This is a genomic window from Sutcliffiella cohnii, assembly GCF_002250055.1.
Taxonomy (GTDB): domain Bacteria; phylum Bacillota; class Bacilli; order Bacillales; family Bacillaceae_I; genus Sutcliffiella; species Sutcliffiella cohnii.
The window spans coordinates 1,242,884-1,268,897 of record NZ_CP018866.1; the positions used below are offsets into that span (position 1 = coordinate 1,242,884).

20 protein-coding genes and 2 pseudogenes are annotated in these 26,014 nt (G+C 38.2%); 21 read left to right on the forward strand and 1 reads right to left on the reverse strand.

Annotated elements, in window-relative coordinates:
* Positions 1 to 69 precede the first annotated feature (69 nt).
* From BC6307_RS05970 to BC6307_RS06025, 12 genes are all read left to right on the forward strand, one after another.
* Positions 70 to 1,539 carry an extracellular solute-binding protein gene (locus BC6307_RS05970; RefSeq protein ID WP_066410782.1) on the forward strand — a complete coding sequence of 490 codons (1,470 nt, stop codon included), beginning with the start codon at positions 70 to 72 and terminating at the stop codon, positions 1,537 to 1,539.
* 476 nt (positions 1,540 to 2,015) lie between these two features.
* A complete protein-coding gene (locus tag BC6307_RS05975) occupies positions 2,016 to 3,218 on the forward strand; it encodes an alpha amylase family protein (RefSeq protein ID WP_066410781.1) in 1,203 nt (400 codons plus the stop codon).
* On the forward strand, positions 3,215 to 4,786 hold the full coding sequence (locus tag BC6307_RS05980) for a DUF4127 family protein (protein ID WP_066410779.1): 1,572 nt from the start codon (positions 3,215 to 3,217) through the stop codon (positions 4,784 to 4,786). Before BC6307_RS05975 ends, BC6307_RS05980 begins: the two co-directional genes overlap by 4 nt.
* Positions 4,787 to 4,805: 19 nt before the next feature.
* The gene (nagZ, locus tag BC6307_RS05985; RefSeq protein ID WP_066410777.1) at positions 4,806 to 6,419 is read left to right on the forward strand and encodes a beta-N-acetylhexosaminidase; all 1,614 of its coding nucleotides are present in this window, start codon (positions 4,806 to 4,808) and stop codon (positions 6,417 to 6,419) included.
* On the forward strand, positions 6,400 to 7,329 hold the full coding sequence (locus BC6307_RS05990) for a GNAT family N-acetyltransferase (protein WP_066410776.1): 930 nt from the start codon (positions 6,400 to 6,402) through the stop codon (positions 7,327 to 7,329). Before nagZ ends, BC6307_RS05990 begins: the two co-directional genes overlap by 20 nt.
* 13 nt (positions 7,330 to 7,342) lie before the next feature.
* Positions 7,343 to 8,314, forward strand: a complete 972-nt coding sequence (locus tag BC6307_RS05995; RefSeq protein ID WP_066410774.1) for an ROK family protein — start codon at positions 7,343 to 7,345, stop codon at positions 8,312 to 8,314.
* A gap of 554 nt (positions 8,315 to 8,868) precedes the next feature.
* Positions 8,869 to 9,153: a YhdT family protein gene (locus tag BC6307_RS06000; protein ID WP_066410773.1), complete on the forward strand. Its 285-nt coding sequence runs from the start codon at positions 8,869 to 8,871 to the stop codon at positions 9,151 to 9,153.
* A complete protein-coding gene (gene panF / locus BC6307_RS06005; protein WP_066410766.1) occupies positions 9,150 to 10,604 on the forward strand; it encodes a sodium/pantothenate symporter in 1,455 nt (484 codons plus the stop codon). Before BC6307_RS06000 ends, panF begins: the two co-directional genes overlap by 4 nt.
* Before the next feature lie 115 nt (positions 10,605 to 10,719).
* Entirely contained in the window at positions 10,720 to 11,955 is a 1,236-nt protein-coding gene (locus BC6307_RS06010; RefSeq protein ID WP_066410763.1) for a M20 family metallopeptidase, read from the forward strand.
* Positions 11,956 to 11,966: 11 nt separating this feature from the next.
* Positions 11,967 to 13,046, forward strand: a complete 1,080-nt coding sequence (locus BC6307_RS06015) for a tartrate dehydrogenase (RefSeq protein ID WP_066410871.1) — start codon at positions 11,967 to 11,969, stop codon at positions 13,044 to 13,046.
* Between the two features lie 82 nt (positions 13,047 to 13,128).
* Complete coding sequence (locus BC6307_RS06020) at positions 13,129 to 13,869, forward strand: SDR family NAD(P)-dependent oxidoreductase (protein WP_066410870.1); 741 nt, start codon at positions 13,129 to 13,131, stop codon at positions 13,867 to 13,869.
* A 27-nt stretch (positions 13,870 to 13,896) separates the two neighbouring features.
* Positions 13,897 to 15,348: an aldehyde dehydrogenase family protein gene (locus BC6307_RS06025; RefSeq protein WP_066410869.1), complete on the forward strand. Its 1,452-nt coding sequence runs from the start codon at positions 13,897 to 13,899 to the stop codon at positions 15,346 to 15,348.
* Positions 15,349 to 15,599: 251 nt separating this feature from the next.
* Here the strand turns inward: BC6307_RS06025 and BC6307_RS06030 are convergent, their stop codons facing one another.
* Positions 15,600 to 16,361 (reverse strand): MBL fold metallo-hydrolase, encoded by a 762-nt coding sequence (locus BC6307_RS06030; protein ID WP_066410761.1) that lies wholly within the window; start codon positions 16,359 to 16,361, stop codon positions 15,600 to 15,602.
* 133 nt (positions 16,362 to 16,494) lie between these two features.
* On the opposite strand from BC6307_RS06030, the gene BC6307_RS06035 reads away from it, so the two are divergent.
* The 9 genes and pseudogenes from BC6307_RS06035 (at position 16,495) to BC6307_RS06070 (ending at position 25,925) form a co-directional block, all read left to right on the forward strand.
* Positions 16,495 to 16,905: an Lrp/AsnC family transcriptional regulator gene (locus BC6307_RS06035; RefSeq protein ID WP_066410759.1), complete on the forward strand. Its 411-nt coding sequence runs from the start codon at positions 16,495 to 16,497 to the stop codon at positions 16,903 to 16,905.
* A 12-nt stretch (positions 16,906 to 16,917) separates the two neighbouring features.
* Positions 16,918 to 17,571: a DUF429 domain-containing protein gene (locus tag BC6307_RS06040; protein ID WP_066410757.1), complete on the forward strand. Its 654-nt coding sequence runs from the start codon at positions 16,918 to 16,920 to the stop codon at positions 17,569 to 17,571.
* Positions 17,572 to 17,768: 197 nt separating this feature from the next.
* On the forward strand, positions 17,769 to 19,037 hold the full coding sequence (gene ilvA, locus BC6307_RS06045; protein ID WP_066410756.1) for a threonine ammonia-lyase IlvA: 1,269 nt from the start codon (positions 17,769 to 17,771) through the stop codon (positions 19,035 to 19,037).
* A gap of 229 nt (positions 19,038 to 19,266) precedes the next feature.
* On the forward strand, positions 19,267 to 20,502 hold the full coding sequence (gene fabF / locus BC6307_RS06050) for a beta-ketoacyl-ACP synthase II (RefSeq protein ID WP_066410754.1): 1,236 nt from the start codon (positions 19,267 to 19,269) through the stop codon (positions 20,500 to 20,502).
* 362 nt (positions 20,503 to 20,864) lie between these two features.
* On the forward strand, positions 20,865 to 21,554 hold the full coding sequence (locus BC6307_RS06055; RefSeq protein WP_066410750.1) for a response regulator transcription factor: 690 nt from the start codon (positions 20,865 to 20,867) through the stop codon (positions 21,552 to 21,554).
* A gap of 334 nt (positions 21,555 to 21,888) precedes the next feature.
* Positions 21,889 to 22,080: pseudogene (locus BC6307_RS25685) on the forward strand (histidine kinase dimerization/phospho-acceptor domain-containing protein); the annotation flags it as partial.
* Positions 22,081 to 22,242: 162 nt separating this feature from the next.
* Positions 22,243 to 22,560, forward strand: a pseudogene (locus tag BC6307_RS25690) (sensor histidine kinase); the annotation flags it as partial.
* A gap of 99 nt (positions 22,561 to 22,659) precedes the next feature.
* Positions 22,660 to 23,343 carry an ABC transporter ATP-binding protein gene (locus BC6307_RS06065; protein WP_066410746.1) on the forward strand — a complete coding sequence of 228 codons (684 nt, stop codon included), beginning with the start codon at positions 22,660 to 22,662 and terminating at the stop codon, positions 23,341 to 23,343.
* Positions 23,340 to 25,925: an ABC transporter permease gene (locus BC6307_RS06070; protein WP_066410744.1), complete on the forward strand. Its 2,586-nt coding sequence runs from the start codon at positions 23,340 to 23,342 to the stop codon at positions 25,923 to 25,925. Before BC6307_RS06065 ends, BC6307_RS06070 begins: the two co-directional genes overlap by 4 nt.
* The last annotated feature ends 89 nt before the right edge of the window (positions 25,926 to 26,014 follow it).

Sequence of the window (26,014 nt, forward strand, 5' to 3'; positions counted from 1 at the left end):
CCTGACTATTTATTCACATTTTAAACGTATCATCTAAAAAATGAGAATCATGAAGGGGGATTTATAAAGATGAAAGCATTCATGTCAAGAAAAATGTTATTACTCGTAAGTTTAATTGCCATCATGTTAATTACTACTGTTGCTTGTTCAAAAGATTCTAGTAGTACGAGTGAAAATGCTTCAATCGAGATTGTCGTAAATAACTACGGACGCGCATTCCCAAATGGAATGGATGAAAGCAACAATCCATATTTAGATTTTATTGAAGAAAACACAGGACTTGATATTAAAGTTCAAGTGCCTCCAGCAGAAGGGTATATGGAGCGTCTAAATGTATTAATGGCAAGTAATGAGTTACCAGATATGATTTATAGTCCTGATGCTACTTGGTTCGTAAACTATGTAAATCAAAAAGCATTAACACCTTTAACGGATATCGTTAAAGAGCATGGAAAAAACTTAACGAAATTAATCCCTGAAGAAGCTTGGGAAGCTGTAACAATTGATGGTGAAATCTATGCAATCCCACATATTCTTCAAGAAGCGGGATCTGAAATTGTTTACGCTCGTCAAGATTGGTTAGATGAACTTGGTCTTGAGAAGCCAGTAACTTTAGATGAGTATGTAGAAGTTTTAAAAGCATTCAAAGAGCAAAAAAGTAACGTTGGTTTCGTAATGACGGATCAACTAGGTCGGATTTCGCCAATTCTTGGTGCGTTTGGTATTCAACGGAATCAGTGGGTAGAAAGAGATGGAAAGTTAGTATTCTCTAGTACTACTCCTGAAATGAAAGAAGCGTTAGCGTTTTTAGCAGATTTATATCAACAAGGTTTACTAGATAGAGAGTTCCCGTCCAACAACTTAACAGTATTAGGGGAAAAAGTTGCAAACGACCGTGCTGGTCTATTTACAGCAGCATGGTGGGATACTCGTGGTCCTATTTTAACGAATACACAGAACAATCCAGATGCTGAGTGGGTTTCTATTGATTACCCTGTTGGTCCAAATGGAAAATCTGGAACAGCCGGAAGCGCGTTAGTTCGTGGTTATAATGCTGTACCAGTAACTAGTGAAAATGCAGAAGCAGTTGTTAAAATGTTAGACTTTATCGTTTCTGATGGATTTAGAGATATCTTCTTAGGATTCGAAGGAGATGTTTGGGAAATTAAAGACGGTGTAGCACAAACAAACTTTGAAAAGCATAATGAGCATCTATATCGCCAAATGTATACAACTGTTGAACCGTTAGATCCTGAAACAACTAAAATTCGTTTAGATTCTTTAGGTTTAGAATTTAATTTATTTGATAACGTAACGAAAATTGCAGAAAATGCAATGTTCTCTGAGTATACTGGACCTCCAACACCTGCTAGTGGAACTTACGGTGGGCAATTAAGAGCGTTAGAAGATGAGTTCTTCGCGACAATTATTGCTGGTAACCGTCCAATTAGCGACTTTGATGTCTTTGTTGAAAGATGGTACAAAGATGGTGGCCAAGAGTGGACAGATCAAGTAAATGAGTGGTTTTTAAATAAGTAAGAAAAATAAAGTGAAACTTCAATCAGTGGGGGCTTCAACCCCACTGATTGATAGTTGAACAAATCGGGGTGTTAGCGACCGTTAGCTCCCAGCTCAACCTCATTAGTTTTTTGAGGTGGGAGTTTACGGGCGCTTACACCGGGATCAAGTGAAACTCTAACCCCACTGATTGTTAGTGAAAATTATCGGGTGTCCTATTTTTTGTGCATGGCCCTCCGACACCACATAAGATGTAAGTCGAAATGTAGTGTTGGAGTTGCTTTGCCTTTAAAAGGGCACCCTCTTCTACATAAAATAAGGCTCTTTTCTAAAAGAGTGTGGCATTTTAAATAATATGAGTTTTATAAATGAAGCATTTAGTGGTTGGTTAGCAGTTAGTTCGTTAGGAACCCCCTAAAAGCTAACCAACTAACCAACCAACTTCCAATAACAACAAAGTTTAAGAACACAGCCTAAAATAAAAAGAGGTGAACGTGATGAATCAAACATATGTAGGCGCTAAAGTGCTATGGGTAGACTTTTTAGCGAATGGCCGTTATTTAATTAAAGAGGAAAAAAGGCAAAGCTACATTCAACAAGCAAAAGAAGCTGGTTTTTCTCACGTTGTCGTTGATGCGAAAATTCCATACGGGTATGTTACCTATCATAGCTCCCTTGCCCCACACGTTAGTTCATGGGAAAGATTCCGAGAGTGGGAAGGGAAAGACTATGTGCAATTAATGATTGATGTCATTAATGAACATGGCTTACATGCTATTGTAAAGTTTGATGTTTTTGCAGAAGGAAATATAAACGACACTAGTTCTAAAGCACATGCAAATAAAGAATGGCAAGTTACTTATTATCATTTAGACGCTTCAACTTCCACTCCGACCTTTACAAAAGCGGAGGAATTTCATGAACCTTCTATTTTTGTCAATCCAATTCATCCAGAAGTACAAAAATATGAGCTCTCTTTAATAGAAGAAGTTGTACAAAAGTACGACTTTCATGCTGTTGTGTTAGACCGTTGTCGCTATCCTAACATCAACGGAGACTTTAGTGAGTTTAGTAGAAATACTTTTGAACGATATATCGGAAAAAAAATAGAATGTTGGCCAGAAGATATACTGATCCCAAAGAAAAATGGTGTTCAGCCAGGCTCTTTATATAAAAAGTGGTTAACGTGGAGAGCGACGAATATTACGAACTTTGTTCATCAAGCAAAAGGGTTAGTAAAAGAAAAGAACGAGCAAGTCGGTTTTGGAATATATGTAGGTTCTTGGTACCCTGAGTTTTATGAAGAAGGTGTGAACTGGGCTAGTGTACATAATGAAGTAACTTTTCCGTGGATGGAAGAGGGTTATATGAAATCAGGGTACGCGGATTGTTTAGACTTTTTAATAACAGGTTGCTATTATCCCGACGTTTTTGAAGGGGAAGCTATACAGCAAGGAAAAGAGAAGTGGCGCAGTGTAGAAGGTGCTATTGAGTTAAGTAAAAAAGTAACTGCTCAAAATGTACCAGTGATCGCAGGTTTGTTTTTACAAGAGTACGAGGGTGACGCTTTTCAATTTAAAAAAGCAGTGGAAGAGTGTGTAAATAGTGGTGACGGTCTCATGATTTTCGATGCCATTTATTTAGAATTATACGATTGGTGGCAAGTTTTAATTGAAGAACAGAAGGAGGGCCAAAAATGAAAAAAGTTGTGTACGTACCATTAGATGAAAGACCTTGTAATTATTTATATCCGAAAGCATTAGCTGACATGACGGACATGGATATGATCGTTCCGAACAAAAATATGCTAGGTAACATGAAAACTCCTGCAAATGTACCTCAACTGTTAGAGTGGGTGAAAGAGGAAACGATAGATGCAGATTATTTAATCGTTTCTATTGATATGCTCTTATACGGTGGAATCGTGCCATCTCGTTTACATTCATTAACGATCGAAGAATGTTTGGAAAGGTTACATGTTCTAAAAGAAATAAAAGACAAAAATCCAAATTTGCAAATTTATGCTTATAACTTAATTATGCGTGTACCGGCCTACAATAGTGATGAAGAAGAGCCTAGTTACTATGAGCAATATGGACAAAGAATTTACCGTTTAGGATGGTTATCGGATAAGAAGGAACTAAACCAATTAAGTGAAGAGGAAACAGCGGAGTTTTCGAAAATAGAAGCGGAAATACCGCAAGAAATATTGACAGACTATTTTAATAGAAGGAAGACGAACTTCGCCGTTACAAAGAATGTTGTACAACTAGTAGACAGCAATTTGATAGATTACTTAATTATTCCGTTAGACGATAATTCTGAGTTTGGGTTTACAGCGAGGGAACAGCGTCATTTAATGTATCAAGTTGAAAAAGGTAATTTAATGGATTGTGTCAATATCTATCCTGGCGCAGATGAAATTGCATGTACTTTATTTACGAGAGTTTTCTGTCAGGAGCATGACTATACACCGGAAATAGCGATTCGTTATTCTTCTACTAATGGTCCTTTCATTATTCCGAGATATGAAGATAGAAGATTAGGAGAAAGCATAAAGTCTCATATTACTTCTGCAGGTGGCGTTATTGTACACGATGAAAGAGAGAATAATGTACTCCTTATGGTCCATTCTTCTGCAGTCGGTGGTCAAGATGGAATGGCGGAATCAAGCTTTGCAATAGAAACTAGAAATCGTTCTTATTTTTCTGAAGTGAATTATCGTGAGTTTGTCCATGCGATGAAGCACTTTATTTCAAAAGGAAAGAATGTAGCGTTAGCGGATGTTGCCATTTGTAACGGTGCGGATGTTTCTTTAATGCAGTTAGTGAAAAAACAAGGTCTACTAGATGAATTAATTGCTTATGCAGCGTGGAACACAAATGGAAATACGATGGGGACAGTCGTCAGTCACGCAATTATCGCTTCCTACTATCGACAAGATAAGGTAACAAGTCCGCCACGGCATAAAGAAAATAGTAAAGCGTTTTTCTATAGTCGTTTAGTTGAAGATTGGGGCTATCAGGCGGTCGTGCGAAAGCATATATCTTATGAAGTACTACCAACGATAGGTCTAACACCGAGATATTTAGGTTCCCAATTACAAGATGTTACAAAACTAGTGAACGAAAAGCTTAACACTTTTATAGGAAAAGAATTGAAAGAGTTACAATATGATATTCAGTTAGAAAATGTTCATATGCCTTGGAGAAGAATGTTTGAAGTGGGCTTTGATGTCCAATTGCAAGAAGCGAAAGTGAAGCAATAGCTTGAATGGAGGGAAACGTATGGTGGTGAAAGATTGGACTCTAAAAGAAAAGATTGGGCAAATGTTTATTATTGCTTTTGGGGGAGAAGAAGTAACAGCTGAGCTTGAAAAGGCGATTGTGGACTGGAATGTTGGGGGAGTTATTCTTTTCCAAAGAAATTTACGAGATATAAATAAAGTAATTACGTTAATTCGAGATATACAACAAATCGCTGTTAACAACAACCGTCCGCCATTATGGATATCGATTGACCAAGAAGGCGGAGGGATTGCCTATTTATGGGATTCGATGGTTGTATCTCCTGGAAATATGCTGATCGGTGCTACGAAAAGTGAAAAAAATGCGTACGATGCTAGCTTTGTCATGGGGCAACAGTTAAAAAAGATTGGATTTAATATGAACTTTGCGCCGGATATTGATATTAATAATAATCCGAATAACCCAGTAATTGGTGCTCGATCCTTCGGCGAATCACCGGTAGAAGTGAGTCAATTAGGGAAAGCGAGTATACAAGGCTATCATGACGCTGGGGTTTTAGCGGTAGGTAAGCATTTCCCTGGACACGGAGATACGGAGTTTGATTCCCACTTAAGCTTGCCGATGGTAGATAAAACGTTAGAACAGTTAGAGTCGTTTGAACTCGTCCCTTTTATGGATAATATGAACAACAATATGGATGCGATAATGACTGCCCATATTGTTTATCCGCAATTAGATAGTGAATTTCCAGCTACATTAAGTTCGTACTTTTTACAAACGCTGTTACGAGAAAAATACGAATATGATGGATTAATCATCACAGACTCGATGGAAATGGATGCGATTGCGAAATACTTCGGAAGAGAAGAAGGGTCTGTAAAGGCGGTTCAAGCTGGTGCCGATATTATACTTGCTTGTGGGCGAGATGTTGCTTCTCAATATTCCATGGTAGAAGCGGTAGAACGTGCAGTGGTAAATGGAGTGCTACCTTTATCAACAGTCGAAGCTGCAGTTCATCGGATTTTAAATAAGAAGAAACAGTGGATTGACGATGAGAATCTCACGGATAGTTTAAATCCAACTACTATCGTCGAAGAGCAATATCATGAAGTGGTGAATCGCATTGCAGCGGAAGGAATAACGTTACAGTTTAATAGAAGTAATGTTTTACCGTTAGACCGTACAAAGACAATCAAAGTAATCGGGCAATCTTCTTACAATGATATTAGTTATATGGGAGACAGAAAGGCAATTGTCGACGTCGTCTTTGCAGAGGAACCATATGAAGTAACGTATATTAGTGGAGAAAATCCGACATTAATTGAGATAGCTGAAATAGTAACAACGGTTCAACAAGGTGATGTCGTTGTGCTACTAATTAATGAACGGAGAGAATTGCAACGAGGCTGGGTGGAGTTAGTGGACCGATTATCAGCTAAGACGGAAAGCATCATCGTTGTTTCTCTTTGGAATCCACAAATAATCGAGCGTTTACCAAAGACGGTGGGCACATATATTACTACTTTTAGTTACACAGATCATACGATTCATCAATTAAAGAAACTATTAGACGGACAATTAACTTTTCAAGGGAAGTCACCGGTGAAATTGCTAGAGCAAGGGAGCTTTTCCTATGAAAATTCAAATTCGTAGTTGGAAAGACTGGGATGGTTCTTGGCAAGAGTTCATCCCTCTATGGAATCAGAACTTAGCGGAGTCTTTTCCGATAACGGAACTATTATTCGAGCGTAATTTAGTTGCTAATGAGTGGGTGAACGAGGAAGCATCATTCGTTGCACTTGAAAACAGTAGAGTAGTAGGTTTCCTTGTTTCTAAAAGAGATACGGAGCAAGGTGGTTGTTGGATTAGTGCTATATTAGTTGATAAAGAGTTTCGCGGCTTAGGAATTGGTAGTGGCATGCTACGAGAATTTGAACAGCAGATGAGTGGAGCAGACGTACTTGTAGGGATGGACCCTTATCATTTATTTCCAGGCATACCGAGTGAGCGTACGGAAACGATTCGTTTTTTTCAATCGCAAGGCTATCAAGTGGAAGGAAGTGCCTACGATTTACGAACGAGCATTTCCGATTATGCAGGAAAATATCCTCTACAAGAAGGCTATTCGGTTCGAAGGCTTCGAGAGGGGGAACAGTCTACTTTATTGTCGCTAATTCAAGCAAATTTCAGTCAGAGATGGTACGACGATACGTTAGCTTTTTTGCGAAAAGATCGACGTGTCGACGGAACGGTTGGGCTTTTTAAAGAAGATGCATTAATTGGTTTTGCCCATGTTCACACGTTTAACGACGGTTATATTGGTCCGAGTATTTTTTGGAAAGAGCTATTAAAGGAAAAATACGGTGGACTTGGACCGATTGGTGTGGCGAAGGAATATCAAGGAAAAGGTTTAGGAACATCGTACTTTGAACAAATTGTCCTTCTTTTACAGAAGGAAGGTGTTGAAGATATGGTGGTCGATTGGACAATACTATTAAACTATTACGGGAAATTTGGATTTCAGCCTTGGAAGCAATATACTCATGCTTCAAAAAAGCAGTAGGGAGGTAATAATCGTGGACTATAACATTGGGGTAGATATTGGTGGAACGAAAATAGCAGCAGGCATTGTTCAACGGGACGGCACGATCATTCACCAAGTGAAAGTACCTACCCCAAAACTTGGGAGAGAAGCAATACTTCAAGTGTTAAAAGAAGTAATTGTGGAGCTAACACTTTTTGCTAACAAAAAGAGCATCACTTTAGGTGGAATTGGAATTGGTACCGCAGGTCAAGTACATGTACAGGAAGCGAAGATATTATCAGGAACGTCGAACATTCGTAACTGGGGAGACATTCATTTACGTGAAGAGATTAAAGCTTATTCTGAATTACCGGTTTATGTAGATAATGACGTAAACGTGTTGACGCTTGCTGAACAATATTTTGGGGCTGCGAAAGGCTATCAAGAAGTCATTTGTTTAGCACTTGGAACTGGTGTTGGTGGAGGAGTGTTAACGAAAGGTTCCTTAATACACGGTACTTGGGGTGGAGCTACGGAGCTTGGCCATATGTCGGTTGATATGAATGGCGAATTATGTAACTGTGGTCTTCCTGGCTGCTTAGAAACGTTTGCTTCCGGTACATGGATTGCTAGAAGAATGAGCAAACTGTTGACAGAGCATGGCGAGGAACACATCGATGTTGCTTCAATTACAGGGGAAGAAGTTTTTCGTTTTTATAAGGAAGGTCACCCATTAGCAAAAGAAGTTGTTCAACAAATGATTCAAGGATTATCAATAGGTATCATAAATCTTATTCATATGTTTAATCCCCAAATAGTTGTATTAGGTGGAGGTGTAATGGCAAACGAAGATTGGATAATTTACCTTTTACAGGAAAATTTAAAACATAAGGGATTAAGGGCATTAGTTAATGGTGTTGAGCTCAAATCTGCAGAACTACAGAATGAGTCTGGATTAATTGGAGCTAGTATACAACCGTGGCTATATAGTACTAATAAATTTTCGATTGAAAATGTACAATAGGGTTGGGATACAGGAATTCAACCAATATTAAGTAAACAGAATTGGATAAATGGACAGGGATATTATACACTTTTAATGATCGTTTTTCCTTTGCCACTACCCATGTGTTATTAATTATAGTAGAAAACCTTCCATTATTTTTGTATAATTTGATTCTTCGGAGTTTCAAATTTTACAATATGATAGGTAGGTTTTCTATTTTTATTCGTATTTATGTAGGTTCGTAAGATGTTGAATTCCCCATTTTTTCCCTGGATAAGAAACCCGTCCCTCTGTCCACACCTAGACAAAGTGGAAAATGTTTTGGGGTGATGATTGGATATTATGTCTAATGTGCTTGTCATTTATTTTGTTATACTATAAATTTAAAATATTCTGTAAATTGGTTTAACCGTTATCTCAGAAATGAAAGAAAAGGGGGATAGGAGGCAATAGAAAGAGAGCAACCTGCAAGCATGTTTAAAAGATTACGTTTTAAAAAGGGCGGAATAGGTGAGATTTCCTTTTGCACGTGTAAGGAATCAGTTTTTTGAGATGAAGGGAGAGAGAGAGATATGAATCATAATGAGATAGATCATAATGATCCACGATTTAAAATCGCCAATAGGGAAGCATTAATCGGTGTTGGACTCGTTATTTTTAACTTTATATGGTGGTATGGCTTCGCTTACGGGTTAGGATCAACACCTCCAGAAGAATATACGTATGTGTTCGGATTGCCAGCGTGGTTTTTTTATAGCTGTGTTGTAGGAACAATTATAATGATCGTACTCGTTATTATAGTTGTGAAAGGATTCTTAACAGAAGTTAGTTTTGAGGAAGAGGAGGAGACAAAATGAACTGGCAAGTAATATTTCCATTAATAATTTTTGTCATCTCCATTTTTGTTGTTGGCTTTTGGTCGTCTCGTCATCTGAAAAATTCTAGTAACTTCTTGCAGGAATACTTTCTCGGAAGCAGGGAGTTAGGCGGATTCATTTTAGCGATGACAATGGTAGCCACTTACGGAAGTGCGAGTAGTTTCATCGGTGGACCAGGTACTGCCTATACGCAAGGATTGGGCTGGGTACTTCTTGCGATGGCTCAAGTGGCGACAGGTTATTTTACATTACTTATTTTAGGGAAAAAATTTGCGATATACGCCCGCAAATATAAAGCAATTACCCTCATTGATTTTTTACGTAGTCGTTACAATAACAGTAAGTCTGTATCCCTTGTAGCTGCTTTCAGTATTATTATCTTTATCTTTTCCGCAATGGCAGCTCAATGGGTAGGCGGAGCAAGATTAATAGAATCATTAACAGGTCTTTCTTATACATCTGCCCTATTTATATTTGCAGTTTGTGTCATCATTTATGTTATTATCGGCGGATTCCGTGCTGTTGCAGTAACTGACTCCATTCAAGGGGTTGTCATGTTTGTTGGTACATTAATCATTTTAATTGGGACGATTATTGCAGGAGGTGGGATTTCAAATATTATCTCAGATCTTGCTAGGGAAAACCCAAATTTAGTAACACCATTTGGACATGACGGCGGACTTACTCCAGCCTATGTTTCGTCCTTCTGGATATTAGTTGGTGTTGGAGTTGTTGCCCTTCCACAAGTTACCGTTCGTGCGATGTCGTATAAAAGTTCAAAAGCAATGCACCGAGCGTTAATTACTGGAACAATCGTAGTCGGCTTTATTATGCTCGGAATGCATTTAATTGGAGTATTTGCACGTCCAATCCTTCCAGATATTGCAGTGGGAGACTCTGTTATGCCATTAATTACGATGGAAGTATTGCCACCATGGCTAGCTGGAATCGTACTAGCAGCACCGTTAGCTGCCATTATGTCGACGGTTGACTCGCTTCTTTTATTAGTAAGTTCTGCGGTTGTAAAAGATGTGTACTTAAACTTCATTAAACCATCAGCTTCAAGCAAACAAATAAAACAAGTTAGTTTCGGTGTGACGACTGTTCTTGGAATTCTCGTATTTGCGATGGCGTTAAGTCCACCAGACTTATTAATTTGGTTAAACTTATTTGCTTTCGGTGGTTTACAATCCGCTTTTATATGGCCAGTCATTATGGGACTATATTGGCAACGAGGTAATCAGCATGGGGCACTCGCTTCGATGGTTGTCGGTGTATCTTCCTATATTATTGTTCATAATTTCGCACCAAATATGATGGGAGTTCATTCTGTTGTATTTCCAATTATCTTTTCACTACTAGCCTTTGTTATCGTAAGTTTATTAACAAAAGAAACGATTATATCTAATTCAAATAAGCTACAAGCCTAACTGGCTAACTCCATAAGGTGGATGACCAAGGATTCGCGAAACGTCGCTATATCTACAGCTGTCATCCCCCTTTTATTTACAGTTTTTTGAATATTGAAAAAGAAAGGGGTATACTATGCCGTCTATCAAACAATCCCATGAAAATAGAAGTGTGAGAGATCGAGAGGAAGTTATTGAATTAACGCAAAAACTTGTCCAAATCCCTAGTGTATATCGTCCAGGTGTGGAAGGAGGAAACGAAGAAAAAGTAGCGAATTATGTTGCGCAATATTTAAGAGATTTAGGTATCGAAGTTCATGTAGAAGAAGTCGAGCCAGGCCGGCCGAATGTAATTGGTATCGTTGATTCTGGAAAACCAGGCCCAACATTGCTATTTGAAGGGCATACGGATGTAGTAACAGAGGGAGATCGAGAAGCTTGGACATACGACCCGTTTGGAGCGGTTATCGAAAACGGAAGGATGTACGGTCGCGGTACGAATGATACGAAAGGAAATCTTGCCTGCATGATCACCGCAACTCATTCAATTTTAAGGGATAAAGAAGAGTGGTCAGGAAAAATAATTCTTTGTATTCCGTGCGATGAAGAAGGAATGATGATCGGTATAAAGCATTTTATTAAGCAAGGTTGGGCTGATAATGTAGACGGCGCTATTATTTGTGAACCGGAAGAAAATCAAATATGTGTAAGTCAAAAAGGGGCAATGCGTATCGTAATTCGTGTGTATGGAAAAATGGCTCACGGAGCAATGCCTCTTAGCGGAATTAACCCAAATACGAGAATGGCTAAAATTATATGTGCATTAGACGACTACGAGCAACGAGAAAAGGAAAGACTTGGCTGCCATCCACAATTAGGCTGGCCGAGTATTACACCGACGATTCTGCAAGCACCTGTTCGTGGGGATGCTCAAATTAATGTCGTTCCAGATCAATGTATGACGACACTAGATGTAAGAACGGTTCCTGGACAAAATCATGAAGAGATAAGAAAAGAAATTCAACATATTTTTGACAGGTTTGCTCAAGATGATGAAAACTTTAGAGCGGAGTTTGAAGTGATTGAGGACCGACCTTGGACAGAAACAGATATAAACGAACCAGTCGTGCAAGCCATTGCAAAAGCATATGAAGAAGTTACTGGAAAGCCCCCTGTTTATAACGGAGTTCCTGGTGCGACAGATGGAACATTCCTCCATCTAGCTGGAGTTCCTATTGTCACAACTGGTGCAGGCGACCGCGAAGTTCCACATCAAATTGATGAATACGTAGATATCGACGAATTGGCAGAAACAACAGAAATGTACCGAACAGCAGCTTTACTGTTTTTAAATAGAGGAAAAGACGAGTGAGGGAACAAGAGATGTCACAATATAAAATTGCAGTCATTCCAGGAGATGGAATCGGTCCTGAAGTAATGAAGGAAGCCTTAAAAGTATTGGAAGGTCTAAAAGAGCAAGATTCAACCTTTCAATTTCAAGCAGATATGTTCGATTGGAATTCTGATTATTATTTAAAACACGGTAAAATGATGCCAGAAAACGGTATGGAGACACTGAAAAACTATGACGCTATTCTATTTGGAGCAATCGGTGACGAACGTGTCCCTGACGAGATAACGATTTGGGAATTAATTATGCCGATTCGTAAACAATTCCAGCAATATATTAATTTACGACCAGTAAAAAAGCTAGATGGGATGAAAACGAGATACGATGATGTGGAAATTGATTTTGTCATAGTCCGTGAAAACGCAGAAGGAGAATATTCCAATAGTGGAGGACGACTTTATCAAGGGATGGAACTGGAACTAGCGATACAAAATACGGTTATTACTAAACGTGGCACATCACTCGCTGCTCAGTTTGCCTTTGAATATGCAAAGAAAAACGGCAAAAAAAAGGTGACAAGCGGAACGAAATCGAATGCAGTTATCCATTCTATGAAGCTATGGGATGAGGCTGTCCAGTTGGTGGCTAGTAATTATCCTGAAATTACGCTTGAAGAAAATTATATTGACGCACTAGCTGCTTATTTTGTTCAGCGACCACAATCTTTTGAAGTTGTCGTTGCTTCCAACCTTTTTGGGGATATTTTATCTGATTTAGGCTCGGCTCTCGTTGGAGGTTTAGGAATTTCACCATCTGCTAACTTAAACCCAAACCGTGAATATCCATCGATGTTTGAACCTGTACACGGCTCTGCACCAGATATAGCAGGGACGGGAAAAGCCAACCCAATTGCTCAAATTTGGTCAACGGCAATGATGCTGGAGCATCTAGGTCGCAACGACCTTGCAGAAAAAATAATGATTGGTATTGAATCTGTAGTGAAACAAGGGAAAGTATTAACAGCAGATTTAGGAGGAACGGCGACAACAGAAGAAATGGGGCAAGCGATTATAGAAGCTATGTTAGCTAATACAGAAAGAACATTAGCATAATAATAGATTTTTACGAAAGAGGGAGGCGTGCAATTTGGCCTTCCTCGTTTCTAAACAGAAAGATAGAAAGGGAGATAAGATAATGAGACTTTCTGGAAAAACATATATTATAACTGGTGCTGCAGGCGGAATGGGTAAAGTTACAGTTGATCGCTTTTTAGAGGAAGGTGCGAATGTCGTTGCCTGTGATCTTTCCGTTGCTTCCCTATCCGAAAAGAGTAACAATTTTTTAACAGTAGAAGGGGATTTAACGAAAGAGGAACAGGCAGAAAATGTTGTCGCGCAAGCTATTCAAGCTTTTGGAAAACTTGATGGATTAGTACATATTGCCGGCATTGCCCAAAAATCTACACCGATTGAGGACGTAACGCTTGATGAGTGGAACCGAATTATCGCAATCAATACGACAGCTGTATTTTTAATGAACCGTGCTGTTGTAAAAGCATTATCAGATCAAGAAGGGGTTATCGTCAATGTTGCTTCCATTTCGACAGTCCGACCACGTCCTGGACTGAGTTCTTATATCGCTTCAAAAGGGGCTGCCGTTTCTTTCTCACAAGCTTTAGCGATTGAGCTCGCTCCGAAAAAGGTAAGAGTAAATGTAATACACCCAGGTCCAAGTGATACACAAATGCTCGGACAATTTGCGGCTGAAGGAGCAGATGTCGATAAAATGAAGGACTCCGTATTCAAGCAAAGTGTTCCTTTAGGCAAGTTAATCGAGCCAATTGACATTGCCAATGCAGCAGTTTATTTATGCTCCGATGAAGCGCGGATGGTAACAGGAACCGTCCTTCATGTAGATGGTGGAAGAGGACTGTAAGTAAAGCGTGAAAGGGAGCGGTGAATGATGAAAAATCTAAAAATGTATATAAATGGAGAATGGGTAGAAAGCGCTTCAGGAGAGAGCATTACTGTCATAAATCCCTCAACTGGAGACCAAGTTGCCCTAGTTCCTATGGGCAAGGCAGAGGATATAGATGCTGCAGTTCGCTCAGCGAGAAAGGCTTTTGAATCGGAAGAATGGCAGCAAACATTCCGTCCTCATGAAAGAGGCTATATTTTGCTAGAGATAGCTGCAAAAATCCGTGAGAACAAAGATGACTTGGCAAAGCTAGAGACAATCGATGTAGGAAAACCGTTGTCCCAGGCGTATGCAGACGTAGAGGCGGCTGCACGATACTTCGAATACTATGCAGGAATGGCAGATAAAATTCTTGGGGAAACAATTCCCGTCGAATATGGAATTATTGATTATACGGTAAGAGAACCTGTGGGGGTAACCGCCCATATTATTCCGTGGAATTATCCGATTCAAATTATTTCAAGAAGTGTCGCTGCGGCGATTGCAACAGGAAATGCTTGTGTTGTGAAACCTGCAGAGGATACCCCATTAACTGCCCTAAAGCTAGCTGAGTTGTTCGCGGAAACGAAGCTACCAAAAGGAATATTGAACATCGTTACTGGCTATGGGTATGACGCTGGAACTGCTTTATGCTCGCACCGTGACATTAATCATATAACATTTACAGGTTCTGTACCGACCGGCATGGCCGTCATGAAGGCAGCGGCGGAAAACATCGTTCCAGTTACACTTGAATTAGGTGGAAAATCACCGAATATCGTGTTTAGTGACTGCGACCAAGATGCAGCGTTAGAATGGGTCGTTAAATCTATTATTCAAAATGCAGGGCAAACATGTTCAGCTGGATCAAGACTTTTAGTAGAAGCAGAGATTAAAGAAGAGTTTGTAGCGAAAGTTGTCAACCGAATGAAAGAGCTGAAGGTAGGTCCTGGTATATCAGATCCGGATATTGGCCCAATTCTATCAAAAAAGCAATTTGAACGAATTGAGTCATTTATCTTTGCTGCAGAAGCTGAAGGGATTAAAGTACTTACAGGGGGAAGAGGAGTGGATGTAGAAGGTGGCGAGGGCGGTTCGTATTTTGCTCCAACCGTATTAGACCACGTGGATCCAGCCTGTAAACTAGCTCAAGAAGAAATTTTTGGCCCAGTCCTGTCTGTATTTAGTTTTGAGACCGAGGCAGAAGCACTACAACTTGCCAACAATACAGAGTTTGGCTTAGTTACTGGTATTTGGACGAACGATGTAAAACGAGCGCATCGTATCGCGAACAAAGTACGGAGCGGCCAAGTATTTATCAACAACTACGGAGCTGGCGGCGGAATCCAAATGCCATTCGGCGGATACAAAAAAAGCGGCTTCGGCCGAGAAAAAGGCCTAGAAGCATTAAGAAACTACACCCAACTAAAAAACGTCGCACTCAGATACGACGGTTAATGTGGACATAGTCCCTCATCCACACATTTTTTTCCAAATGTAGTAATTCTATCTGTCTAGAACTTTGTTAGACAAGGCAGTGGGGACTCAAATCGCTAAAAAAGTTAGGGAGGTAATAAGGAAGTATTCGCAAATAATCTCTTAAATAATATGTACTTACAAAAAGATAAAAAGACCCCCAAGGTCTTTTTATCTTTAGTATTTTAGCTTTTCCTCAAGAAAACGAGTCCGCTTTTATTTATATTAATAACTTAAAGCTCGTACGATTCTCCATCATCAGGTACTAACACACTAGACGCAATACCTTTATTCGTCAAGAAATTTTTTAATTCTTCTCTAGATAATCCCCAATGGTTTACAGCTTCCATATGGACAGTAATAATTTTTGCGTTAGGAGCAGCCTTGTATACTTCATAAACATCATCTTTACCCATAACTAGAGAACCACCTTCAAAGAATTGGTTATCTCCAGCATTAACTACGATAATTTCAGGTTTATGTGTATCGATAACTTCTTGAACTGCATCATACCAAACCGTATCGCCGGCTACATATAACGTTTTTTCATTAGCGTGTTTGAAGGCTACACCGCATACTAGCCCTGCTAATTTTAAAATTTCACCTCTTCCATGCTCGCCTTTCGTTTTAATTAATTGAATTCCATCAAATACAGTATCTTCTTGTAAAACTTCTACATTTCGAAATCCAGCATTTCGAATTTCAATTGCATCTTCTTCATTTTGAGTAAATAATTTGATATCCTTTGGTAAAGCTTTTATTGCAGCTTCATCCCAATGATCATAATGAAGATGAGTAACGATGACAACATCAATACCTTCAATAATTGTGTCAATAGTAGTTGGCAATTCCACTAACGGATTATTTTGATCTTGTCTAGGTGCGTTTGGGAAAGGTGGATATGCTCCTTTTTTCGCTAACATTGGATCAATTAAAAACTTTTTCCCAGCATAGTTTACAACGATTGTTGCATTACGAATTTGTTGTATATTCATAGCGATTAGCTCCATTTCATTTAAAAAATTGTTTTAACAATGTCTATTCTAAACTATGACCTTATCAACGATATATAGATTAAATAAAGTCTTTTAGCGATTTTACTTTATTAATGAAAGGAGTTAAAAATAAATGTTAGATAACACGGACATGCGGATTTTGGACGAACTATCTAAAAACAGTCGAATAACAATGAAAGAATTAGGGGAAAAAGTTCATCTGACTGGTCCCGCCACTTCCGCGAGAGTGGAGAAGTTAGAGGATAGTGGGGTGATTGAAGGATATACCGTAAAAGTGAACGTAGCCAAACTAGGATTTGTTATACATGCTTTTATTACAATCATTACAGAAAGTATCTTTCATCAATCTTATCTATCATTCGTTAATACAAAAAAAGAATATGTTTTAAATAATTATAAAATAAGCGGGGACGGTTGCTATATTCTCGAATGTAAATTCCGATCAAACGAAGAAATGAATCATTTTTTAGAAGAACTCAACCAACACGCAAACTACAAATTAGCAATAGTAATAAATAAATAGTGTGGTGATATTATGAGAGTCATAGGAATTGATTTATCAGGTCCTAGTAACCATAAGGATACAGTGCTTACAGTATTTGAATTACAAAAAGGGCAATTGAAATTTGTTAAGTGTAGAAGCGATATGAGTGATGAAGAAATCTTAAAAGAGGTTGTAGTACAATCTCAATTAGATGAAGTCGTAATTGGTATCGACGCTCCCTTGTCATATGAAGACGGTGGAGGGGATAGAGAATCAGATCGTGAGTTGCGAAAGTTTACTGTTGAAATCGGGATGAGGCCAGGATCTGTTATGCCTCCTACTTTAAACCGGATGGTATATTTAACATTAAGAGGAATCAAACTTAGTAGAGAAATTGCAACACAGAAATCGAAACACCCTATATCAATGGTGGAAGTGCATCCTGGTGCCATTATCGGTTCCAGAATGTCTCCAAACGAATTGCGTTATGTCCTAACGTATAAGCAAGACTTAGAAGTGAGAAGGGTATTATTAAATTGGCTTGAAGAACAACAGCTTATCGGAATACCAGCAACTGTTGCTGAACAAAGTCATTCGATTGATGCTTGTGCTGCCGCCTTAGGTGCCTGGCATTGGAAGGTAGGCACATGGAAATGGAAATCCCCAGCTAAACTGCCGTTACATCCTTATGATTATTGCTGTTAGTGGTAATTCCTTATACCAAACGGTAAAAACACTCATTCGTTAAGAAGAGTGTTTTTTTAGAGATTTTTTAATTAAATTCATTGCCATAGTTTTAGAAACTAGGTTAGAATAGAAGGAATATTTTAAATTTTGCATTATGAGTAACTTTTTAGATACTTTAAAAAGTTAAACTGACAAAGCTGGAGTGGTAAACATAAATGAGTGAAAAAACCGTAATCAATAAGAAAACTGTACAACTCGAAGATGTAATGATTGCTTATCAACAGATTAAAGATGTTGTTAGCCATACACCGTTACAAAAAAATGAACGACTATCTGAGAAATTTGGATGTAATATTTTTCTGAAAAGGGAAGACTTGCAGCATATTCGTTCTTTTAAGTTAAGAGGGGCGTACTATAAAGTGGCATCTTTAAGCCAGAAGGAGCTTGAGAATGGTGTCGTTTGTGCGAGTGCAGGTAACCATGCACAAGGGGTTGCCTTTGCATGTCATAAACTAAAAGTTCATGGAAAAATCTTTATGCCGACTACAACACCAAAGCAAAAAATTAACCAAGTAAAACTATTCGGTAAAGAGTACGTAGAAATTATTTTAACTGGTGATACTTTTGACGATTCTTATCAAGAAGCGAATCGTTGTGCAGAAGAAGAAAATCGCTCGTTCATCGATCCATTTGATGATGAAAAAGTCATTGCTGGTCAAGGTACGGTAGCGATAGAAATTATGAATGACTGTGATCAGAAAGTGGATTATGTTTTTGCTGGAATTGGTGGGGGCGGCTTAATGTCTGGTCTAAGCACCTATATTAAAAGTGTTTCACCTGATACAAAAATGATTGGTGTTGAGCCGGCTGGGGCTGCAAGTATGAAGGAATCCTTAAAAGAAAACAAGGTCATAACCCTCCATGATATTGATAACTTTGTAGACGGGTGTGCAGTAAAAACTCCAGGCAGTAAAACTTTTGAAATTTGTCGTGAGCTTGAAGACATCATTGTCGTTCCAGAAGGTAAAGTATGTACGAGTATTCTAGAGTTGTATAATGAACATGCCATTGTTGTAGAACCAGCAGGCGCTTTAACTGTAGCAGCATTAGATTTTTACAAGGATGAAATTAAAGGGAAAAATGTTGTCCTTGTCATTAGTGGGGGCAACAATGATATCGGAAGAATGCAGGAGATTAAAGAACGCTCCATGCTCTATGAGGGACTACTCTATTACTTTATCGTAAACTTCCCACAAAGAGCCGGTGCATTAAGAGAGTTTCTAATAGAAGTTTTAGATCCAACAGATGATATTACAAGATTCGAGTATACAAAAAAGAATAACAAAGAAAACGGACCAGCATTAGTAGGTATCGAGATTCAAAAGAGAGAAAACTATCAAGGATTAATCGACCGTATGAAGAAAAAAGGCTTTTCCTTCATGGAAGTCAACAAAGACCCCGACCTTTTTAATCTATTGATTTAAAGTGGACAGAGTTCTTCTTCCACATTACACCTTCCCAATTTATTTTATTTCATGGGAAGGTTTTTTGTACTCCGAGTCCCGTTTCGTCCATTTAAATCAAGCGAAATAATAATTTTACGAAATATTTAGTTTTTTAAGTCAATAAATTAGAAGGAATGATACTCATTTGTTAAAATAAACTATTATAGGTAAGTATTAGTTTAATAGTTAGTGATTAGGAGAGATATTTGTGAAAAAGAGAGTAGTCATTACAGGTGTCGGTGCGGTTACTCCAGTAGGAAATGATGCATTGATTACGTGGGAGAATATTAAAAATGGTGTTTCTGGAATCGCAGAGTCAACTACCATTGATAAAAATAGAGTGGATGTTTCCATTGTAGGAGAGGTAAAGGACTTTGAACCGGCCAACTATATGGATAAAAAAGAAGCGAAACGGATGGGACGGTTTAGTCAATTTGCTGTTGCTGCTAGTAAAATGGCAATGGAAGATGCGGGATTAAAAGTTGGTGAAAACGCAGTCGCAGAGAGAGTAGGAGTATGGATTGGCTCTGGAATTGGTGGTATTGGAACATTTGAAGAAGAGTTCCAAAAATTCCTCAATAAAGGTCAGCGGAGGGTGAGTCCGTTTACTATTCCGATGCTCATTCCAGATATGGCGGCAGGTCGAGTATCGATTGAACTCGGTGCAAAAGGAATAAATAATTGCTCTGTAACTGCTTGCGCTTCTGGAGCAAATTCAATTGGTGATGCGTTTCGTTCAGTTCAGCTCGGGGTAGCAGACGTGATTGTTGCTGGAGGAACAGAAGCAGCTATAACAGAAATGACGATCGCTGGATTTTCTAACATGACAGCCTTGTCAAAAAATCCAGACCCTAAGAAGGCGAGCCGTCCTTTTGATAAAAATCGTGATGGCTTTGTTCTTGGAGAAGGAAGTGGAATCCTCATATTAGAAGAGCTTGAACATGCACGCTCACGTGGTGCGAAAATTTATGCGGAAATTATCGGATATGGTGCTACAGGAGACGCTTACCATATTACAACACCAGCTCCAGATGCAGAAGGTGCAGCGCGGGCGATGCGCGAAGCAATTGAAGAAGCTGGAATATCTCATCAACAGATTGATTACATAAATGCACATGGAACTTCCACACCATACAATGATCTATATGAAACAAATGCAATTAAAACTGTATTTAAAGAGCATGCTTACAATCTGTCTGTAAGTTCAACTAAATCAATGACTGGCCACTTATTAGGTGGCGCTGGAGCCTTAGAAGCGGTCATCTCCATATTAGCGATGAGAGATGGAGTGATGCCACCAACTATTAATTACGAAACGCCTGACGAAAAATTAGATTTGGATTATGTACCAAATGTAGCCCGTCAAAAGAATCTACAAGTAGTAATGTCCAACTCCTTAGGCTTTGGTGGACATAATGCTACATTAATCTTCAAAAAAATATAAAGCACGAACGGAGGGGGATGTCCTTTGTTCACTCGGTAAGAGGAGCAGCTTCCTTTCCGATTCATTTTTCCCATATCTTTCTCACGGGCTAACCCGTGTACTAATTAAAATACAGCCTTTCATCTCCTTCCTAATACATTTAGGTGGGAGTTGAATGGCTTTTTATTTCTTGGAGTGGAAAAAGGATAAGACGTGGTTTCCTTTGTTTGCCGAAGAGTATTGTTAGGTACGTGTTACCTTTACGATAAAAGGACATTCTTTAACAAATTATCGCCAATATCATACAGCTTACCCTTTTGTTGCTCTCCTTTTTTCTGTAAACTAATGATAGTTTCTCAAGTAACCGAGTTAGGATGTTGAAAATGAAAATACTTATTGTAGAAGATGATAAAACAATTGCTTCTGGTTTGGAATATTCCTTACAGGATGCAGACTATCAAACAATCATTTGCCATGATGTGGAATCAGCTAGCGACGTTATCGCAACACAGTTAGATCATATCGACTTATGTTTATTTGACCTATCATTACCGGATGGAACTGGATATGAATTGTGTGAAGCGGTAAAAAAACAACAGGATAAGCCAGTTATTTTCTTAACAGCGTTAGACAATGAAGTAAATGTCGTAATGGGACTGGATATGGGAGCAGATGATTACATAACAAAACCGTTTCGTATTCGGGAATTGTTATCTCGTATTAAATCGGTACTACGAAGGTATAACAAACAAGCCAATACTCCGCCAGCAACGACGATTAATATAGAGAACATTTCTATTAATACACAAGAAGGAAAAGTATATAAACAAGGGCAAGAAGTGTTGTTAACAGCACTAGAGTATCGGTTGCTTCTCATTTTTGCCAATCATATTGGACAAGTTTTGACGAGAAATCAGTTGTTAGAGCGTATTTGGGATGTAGCTGGGGATTTTGTGAATGACAATACTTTGACCGTTTACATTAAACGTTTAAGAGAGAAGTTAGAAGATAACCCACAAAGCCCAACGATTATTAAAACAGTACGTGGTCTCGGCTATAAGGTTGGTGGTTAAGGTGTTTCGGAATCCAGAAATTCAACGTTTTATTTTACTTATAGCAGCAGTAACTGTTGTTGGGACCATTATTACTTCCATTTTTGAAGGTCTTGTAGCTAGCGCGTTCGTATTTGCTACGGCAATGTGCTTAATCGTATGTTTTCTATTTTTCACAAATTGGCGTTACAAGGAAATCGCCGAGCTTTCTAGTTATTTAAGAAGGATTAGTAATGGAGATTTTACGCTAGATGTCCGCGACAACTATGAAGGAGAGTTGAGCATTTTAAAAAATGATATCTACAAAGTGACGCTAATGTTATCGGAGCAAAGTGAATCTTTACGGAGAGACCAAATGAAGCTAACAGACGCCATCTCAGACATTTCTCATCAGTTAAAAACACCATTAACGTCGATGATGGTCATGACAGATTTACTTCAAAACCCAAATCTCCAAGAAGAAAAGCGAATCGAGTTTACCAATAATATTGAAAAGCAATTAGAGCGGATTGAATGGTTAGTATCCTCACTATTAAAGCTGTCCAAAATAGATGCGGGAACGGTAAACTTTAAAAAAGAAAAAGTTCAAGTATCTCAACTAGTTCAAAAAGCGTTACAACCAGTTCTCATTCCAATGGACATTAAGCAGTTATCATTAAACATTGATGGAGACGATTCTGTAACCTATACCGGTGATTTAAATTGGACAACAGAAGCACTCATTAACATTTTAAAGAACTGTGTCGAGCATACACCAGAACAAGGGACTATTACTATTTCTTATAAAGAAAATGCACTTTTTACAGAGATTACGATAAAAGATAGCGGCACCGGAATACCGAAAGAAGACCTACCTTACATATTTAAACGGTTCTTTAAAGGAAAACACGCGGGAGAAGATAGCGTTGGAATCGGCCTAGCAATGGCTAACAGCATTATTACGAGTCAACAGGGAGATATTGAAGTGAAAAGTGAATGGGGAGCCGGAACTGAGTTTCAAATTAAGTTTTACAAAAGAGTTATTTGAGCACAAAACGTTAAGTGACTAAATTGTCACGAAAAAAGTCACTTTATAGTCATTTTAGACAGATAAACTAAAATCATCAAAACAGTGGAGGGTTTATATATGAATATTTTACAAATTGAAAATCTGTCTAAAGTGTACGGAAAAGGAGATGCAGCAGTAACGGCGTTAGATAATGTATCATTCTCGGTCAAAAAGGGAGAATTTGTGGCGATTATCGGCCCATCAGGTTCTGGGAAATCTACATTGCTACATCTATTAGGTGGAGTAGACCGACCGACAAGCGGAAAAGTACTTGTTGATAATACAGATATCTATCAAATGGACGAAACACAACTAGCGATTTTTAGAAGAAGACAAATCGGGTTAATTTATCAGTTTTATAATTTAATTCCTGTTCTATCAGTAGAAGAAAATATGACATTACCACTTCTGCTAGATGAGCAAAAAGTAGACCAAAAACAATTTAAAGAAATTGCGAAAATACTAGGGTTAGAAGGTCGCTTAAGCCATTTACCTAATCAGCTTTCTGGTGGACAGCAACAGCGTGTGTCGATAGGAAGAGCGGTTATAAGCAATCCTGCAATTATGCTTGCGGATGAACCTACAGGTAACTTAGATAGCAAAAATAGTAAAGAAATAATCGAGCTACTAAAAATGTTCAATAAAACATTTAATCAAACACTAATCATTATTACACATGATGAAAGAATCGCCTTACAAGCAGACCGCGTAATCTCGATTGAAGACGGCAGAATCGCTAAAGACGAGGTGATTCGTCCATGAACATCGTCAATAAATTAACCGTAAGACATTTAAAAGAAAATAAACGAAGAACGCTAGTAACGATCATTGGGGTTATTATTTCTGTTGCGATGATCACTGCCGTTGCAACTTTAGGGGTTTCTTTTTTAGATTTATTAAAGCGACAATCTATCGCGGATGAAGGCCATTGGCACGTTGTGTATAAAGAAGTTCATACAGAACAAATTGAAGCGATAAAAAAGGATGAACATACAAAAGAACTCATACTATCAAGAGACTTAGGATATGCAGCTTTAAATGAGTCCCAAAATGAAAATAAACCTTATGTTTTTATTAAGCAATATAATGAACAAGGTTTTAAAAATTTCCCAATCGAATTAAAAGAAGGTAGACTACCAAAGTCTGAAAACGAAATTGTTATTTCTCATGAAATTAAAAGAAATGCGAAGGTAGATTATCAAATAGGTGATGAATTAACGTTTGATGTAGGTAATCGTTGGACGGAAGCGACTATAGAGCCTTTAACCCAAACCGATTCATTACAAAGGGGAGAAACTGGAGTTATTGAAGAAATTCGTACCGAAATAGCTCAAACCTATACGGTAGTTGGAATAATAGAGCGGCCGACATGGGAGCCGACGTGGTCGCCGGGTTATACAATTATTAATTATATTGATGAAAAAAACTTAACAGAAAACGAAACGGTAAATGCGATTGTTGTTGTGAACAAGGTGAACCGTTCTATTTATAAAAATGCCGAAAAGTTAGCCGAAAAGCTCGACATCCCTTCTAAAAGTTTTAACAATGAATTGCTTCGCTACTACGGAGTTACGAATGTAGATACGTTACATGTCACATTATATTCACTATGTGGAATTATTATGGGGATTATTATTATCGGGTCGATATCCTTAATATATAATGCTTTTGCGATAAGTGTATCAGAACGTGCGAGACATTTAGGGATGCTTGCTAGTGTGGGAGCGACGAAGAAACAAAAAAGAAATTCCGTGTTCTTTGAAGGTATCATAATTGGGGGAATTAGTATCCCAATCGGAATTGTCTCAGGTATTGCTGGAATAGGCGTTACTTTCTATTTTATAAACACTTTCATAAATGAAGCGCTAAATACTACCGAAAGTTTATCTGTAGTTGTAACTCCGATGACGATATTTGTTGCTTGCTTCGTTTCTGCTTTGACAATCTTCTTATCTACTTATATACCAGCAAGAAAGGCATCGAAAGTATCAGCCATTGATGCAATCCGTCAAACGGAAGATGTGAAGCTTACAGGTAAAAAAGTAAAAACATCTAAACTTGTTCGTAAGCTCTTTGGTATCGAAGCGGAAATCGGGTTGAAAAACTTGAAAAGAAACAAAAGACGATATCAAGCTACCGTATTTTCACTAGTCATCAGTATTGTCTTGTTTCTAACTGTAGCTTTTTTCACATCCAACTTACAAAAATCAGTAGAGCTTTCCCAAGACAATATTAATTTTGATATTCAAATTTCTGGTAGTAATACTACTGTGGAAGAGGATTTGCGACCACTAATGAATGTAGATTTTGTAACGGAGTCAACTCTTCTTGAAGAAGTTCAACTACATGCGTGGATAGAGGAAAACCAAATAGCCGAAGAATTAAAGCAAGTTGTGAAAGAAGACCCGAGTGTTCTTGAAGATGGAAAATACCCATACTATGTGGAAGTAATCGGATTAGATGAAGAAAGTTATGAAGCGTATGCGAAAGAGGTTGGGGTTAATATAGATAGCATTCATGAAGATGGAGTTTTACCAGCGATTGTCATTGACCAAGTGTCATACAAAGATTATGACCTTAATAAAGTAATTGAAACAAAGACGATCCATACAACACGAGGAGAAAGTATTGACCTATTTAACCTTAACTACGAAACTGGTGAACGAAGCTATGTAAACTCTGTTACTATTGCTGCTCTAACTGACAAAATTCCGATGGGTGTACACACAGCACATCCAGGAGGGTTAAATATTATTGTATCGGCTAGTACATTAGGACAGTTATTGAGCGATGGTTTCGAAGGTGAGTCTTATAAATATTTATATTTAAGTAGTTCTAATCCAATGGCCACTCAAGAAGCTATTGAAGAAGTGAAGTCTCCTAACCTTTACGTCTATAACATATTTAAAAATAGACAACAAAGTGAACAAGTGATTTTATTAATGTCTGTATTCACATATGGATTTATCGTCTTAATATCGGCCATTTCTGTCGCGAATATTTTTAATACGATTTCAACTAGCATTTCGCTTAGAAAGCGTGAGTTTGCAATGCTTAAATCGGTCGGAATGACACCTAGTGGCTTTAATAGAATGATGAACTATGAAAGTATTTTTTATGGACTGAAAGCCTTACTTTATGGATTACCAATAAGTATTGTCGTGATGATCCTTATGTATTTATCTTTTAATAACACATTTGAATATGGATTTAGCCTGCCTTGGCTGGAAATCATTTTCGTTATTATTGCGATATTTGTAATCGTTGGTTCTTCCATGTTGTATTCTATTAAAAAAGTGAAGAAGCAAAATATAATAGAAGGATTAAAGCAAGAGAATATATAACAAGATGGCGCCCTCCTAATTTAATAGGTGGGCGTTTTTTCATGTTGTCTATGTAAGGTGTGTTTTAAAAGTAACATAACCCCATCACA

Excerpts from the sequence above, each read along its gene's own strand:
- ilvA (WP_066410756.1), top strand. The coding sequence starts at position 17,769 with ATGAGTGAAAAAACCGTAATCAATAAGAAAACTGTACAACTCGAAGAT.
- BC6307_RS05980 (WP_066410779.1), top strand. The coding sequence starts at position 3,215 with ATGAAAAAAGTTGTGTACGTACCATTAGATGAAAGACCTTGTAATTAT.
- BC6307_RS06040 (WP_066410757.1), top strand. The coding sequence starts at position 16,918 with ATGAGAGTCATAGGAATTGATTTATCAGGTCCTAGTAACCATAAGGAT.
- BC6307_RS06035 (WP_066410759.1), top strand. The coding sequence starts at position 16,495 with ATGTTAGATAACACGGACATGCGGATTTTGGACGAACTATCTAAAAAC.
- BC6307_RS06010 (WP_066410763.1), top strand. The coding sequence starts at position 10,720 with ATGCCGTCTATCAAACAATCCCATGAAAATAGAAGTGTGAGAGATCGA.
- BC6307_RS06000 (WP_066410773.1), top strand. The coding sequence starts at position 8,869 with ATGAATCATAATGAGATAGATCATAATGATCCACGATTTAAAATCGCC.
- BC6307_RS06020 (WP_066410870.1), top strand. The coding sequence starts at position 13,129 with ATGAGACTTTCTGGAAAAACATATATTATAACTGGTGCTGCAGGCGGA.
- BC6307_RS05990 (WP_066410776.1), top strand. The coding sequence starts at position 6,400 with ATGAAAATTCAAATTCGTAGTTGGAAAGACTGGGATGGTTCTTGGCAA.
- panF (WP_066410766.1), top strand. The coding sequence starts at position 9,150 with ATGAACTGGCAAGTAATATTTCCATTAATAATTTTTGTCATCTCCATT.
- BC6307_RS06015 (WP_066410871.1), top strand. The coding sequence starts at position 11,967 with ATGTCACAATATAAAATTGCAGTCATTCCAGGAGATGGAATCGGTCCT.
- BC6307_RS06030 (WP_066410761.1), bottom strand. The coding sequence starts at position 16,361 with ATGAATATACAACAAATTCGTAATGCAACAATCGTTGTAAACTATGCT.
- BC6307_RS05975 (WP_066410781.1), top strand. The coding sequence starts at position 2,016 with ATGAATCAAACATATGTAGGCGCTAAAGTGCTATGGGTAGACTTTTTA.
- BC6307_RS06055 (WP_066410750.1), top strand. The coding sequence starts at position 20,865 with ATGAAAATACTTATTGTAGAAGATGATAAAACAATTGCTTCTGGTTTG.
- BC6307_RS06070 (WP_066410744.1), top strand. The coding sequence starts at position 23,340 with ATGAACATCGTCAATAAATTAACCGTAAGACATTTAAAAGAAAATAAA.
- BC6307_RS06025 (WP_066410869.1), top strand. The coding sequence starts at position 13,897 with ATGAAAAATCTAAAAATGTATATAAATGGAGAATGGGTAGAAAGCGCT.
- BC6307_RS05970 (WP_066410782.1), top strand. The coding sequence starts at position 70 with ATGAAAGCATTCATGTCAAGAAAAATGTTATTACTCGTAAGTTTAATT.
- nagZ (WP_066410777.1), top strand. The coding sequence starts at position 4,806 with ATGGTGGTGAAAGATTGGACTCTAAAAGAAAAGATTGGGCAAATGTTT.
- BC6307_RS06065 (WP_066410746.1), top strand. The coding sequence starts at position 22,660 with ATGAATATTTTACAAATTGAAAATCTGTCTAAAGTGTACGGAAAAGGA.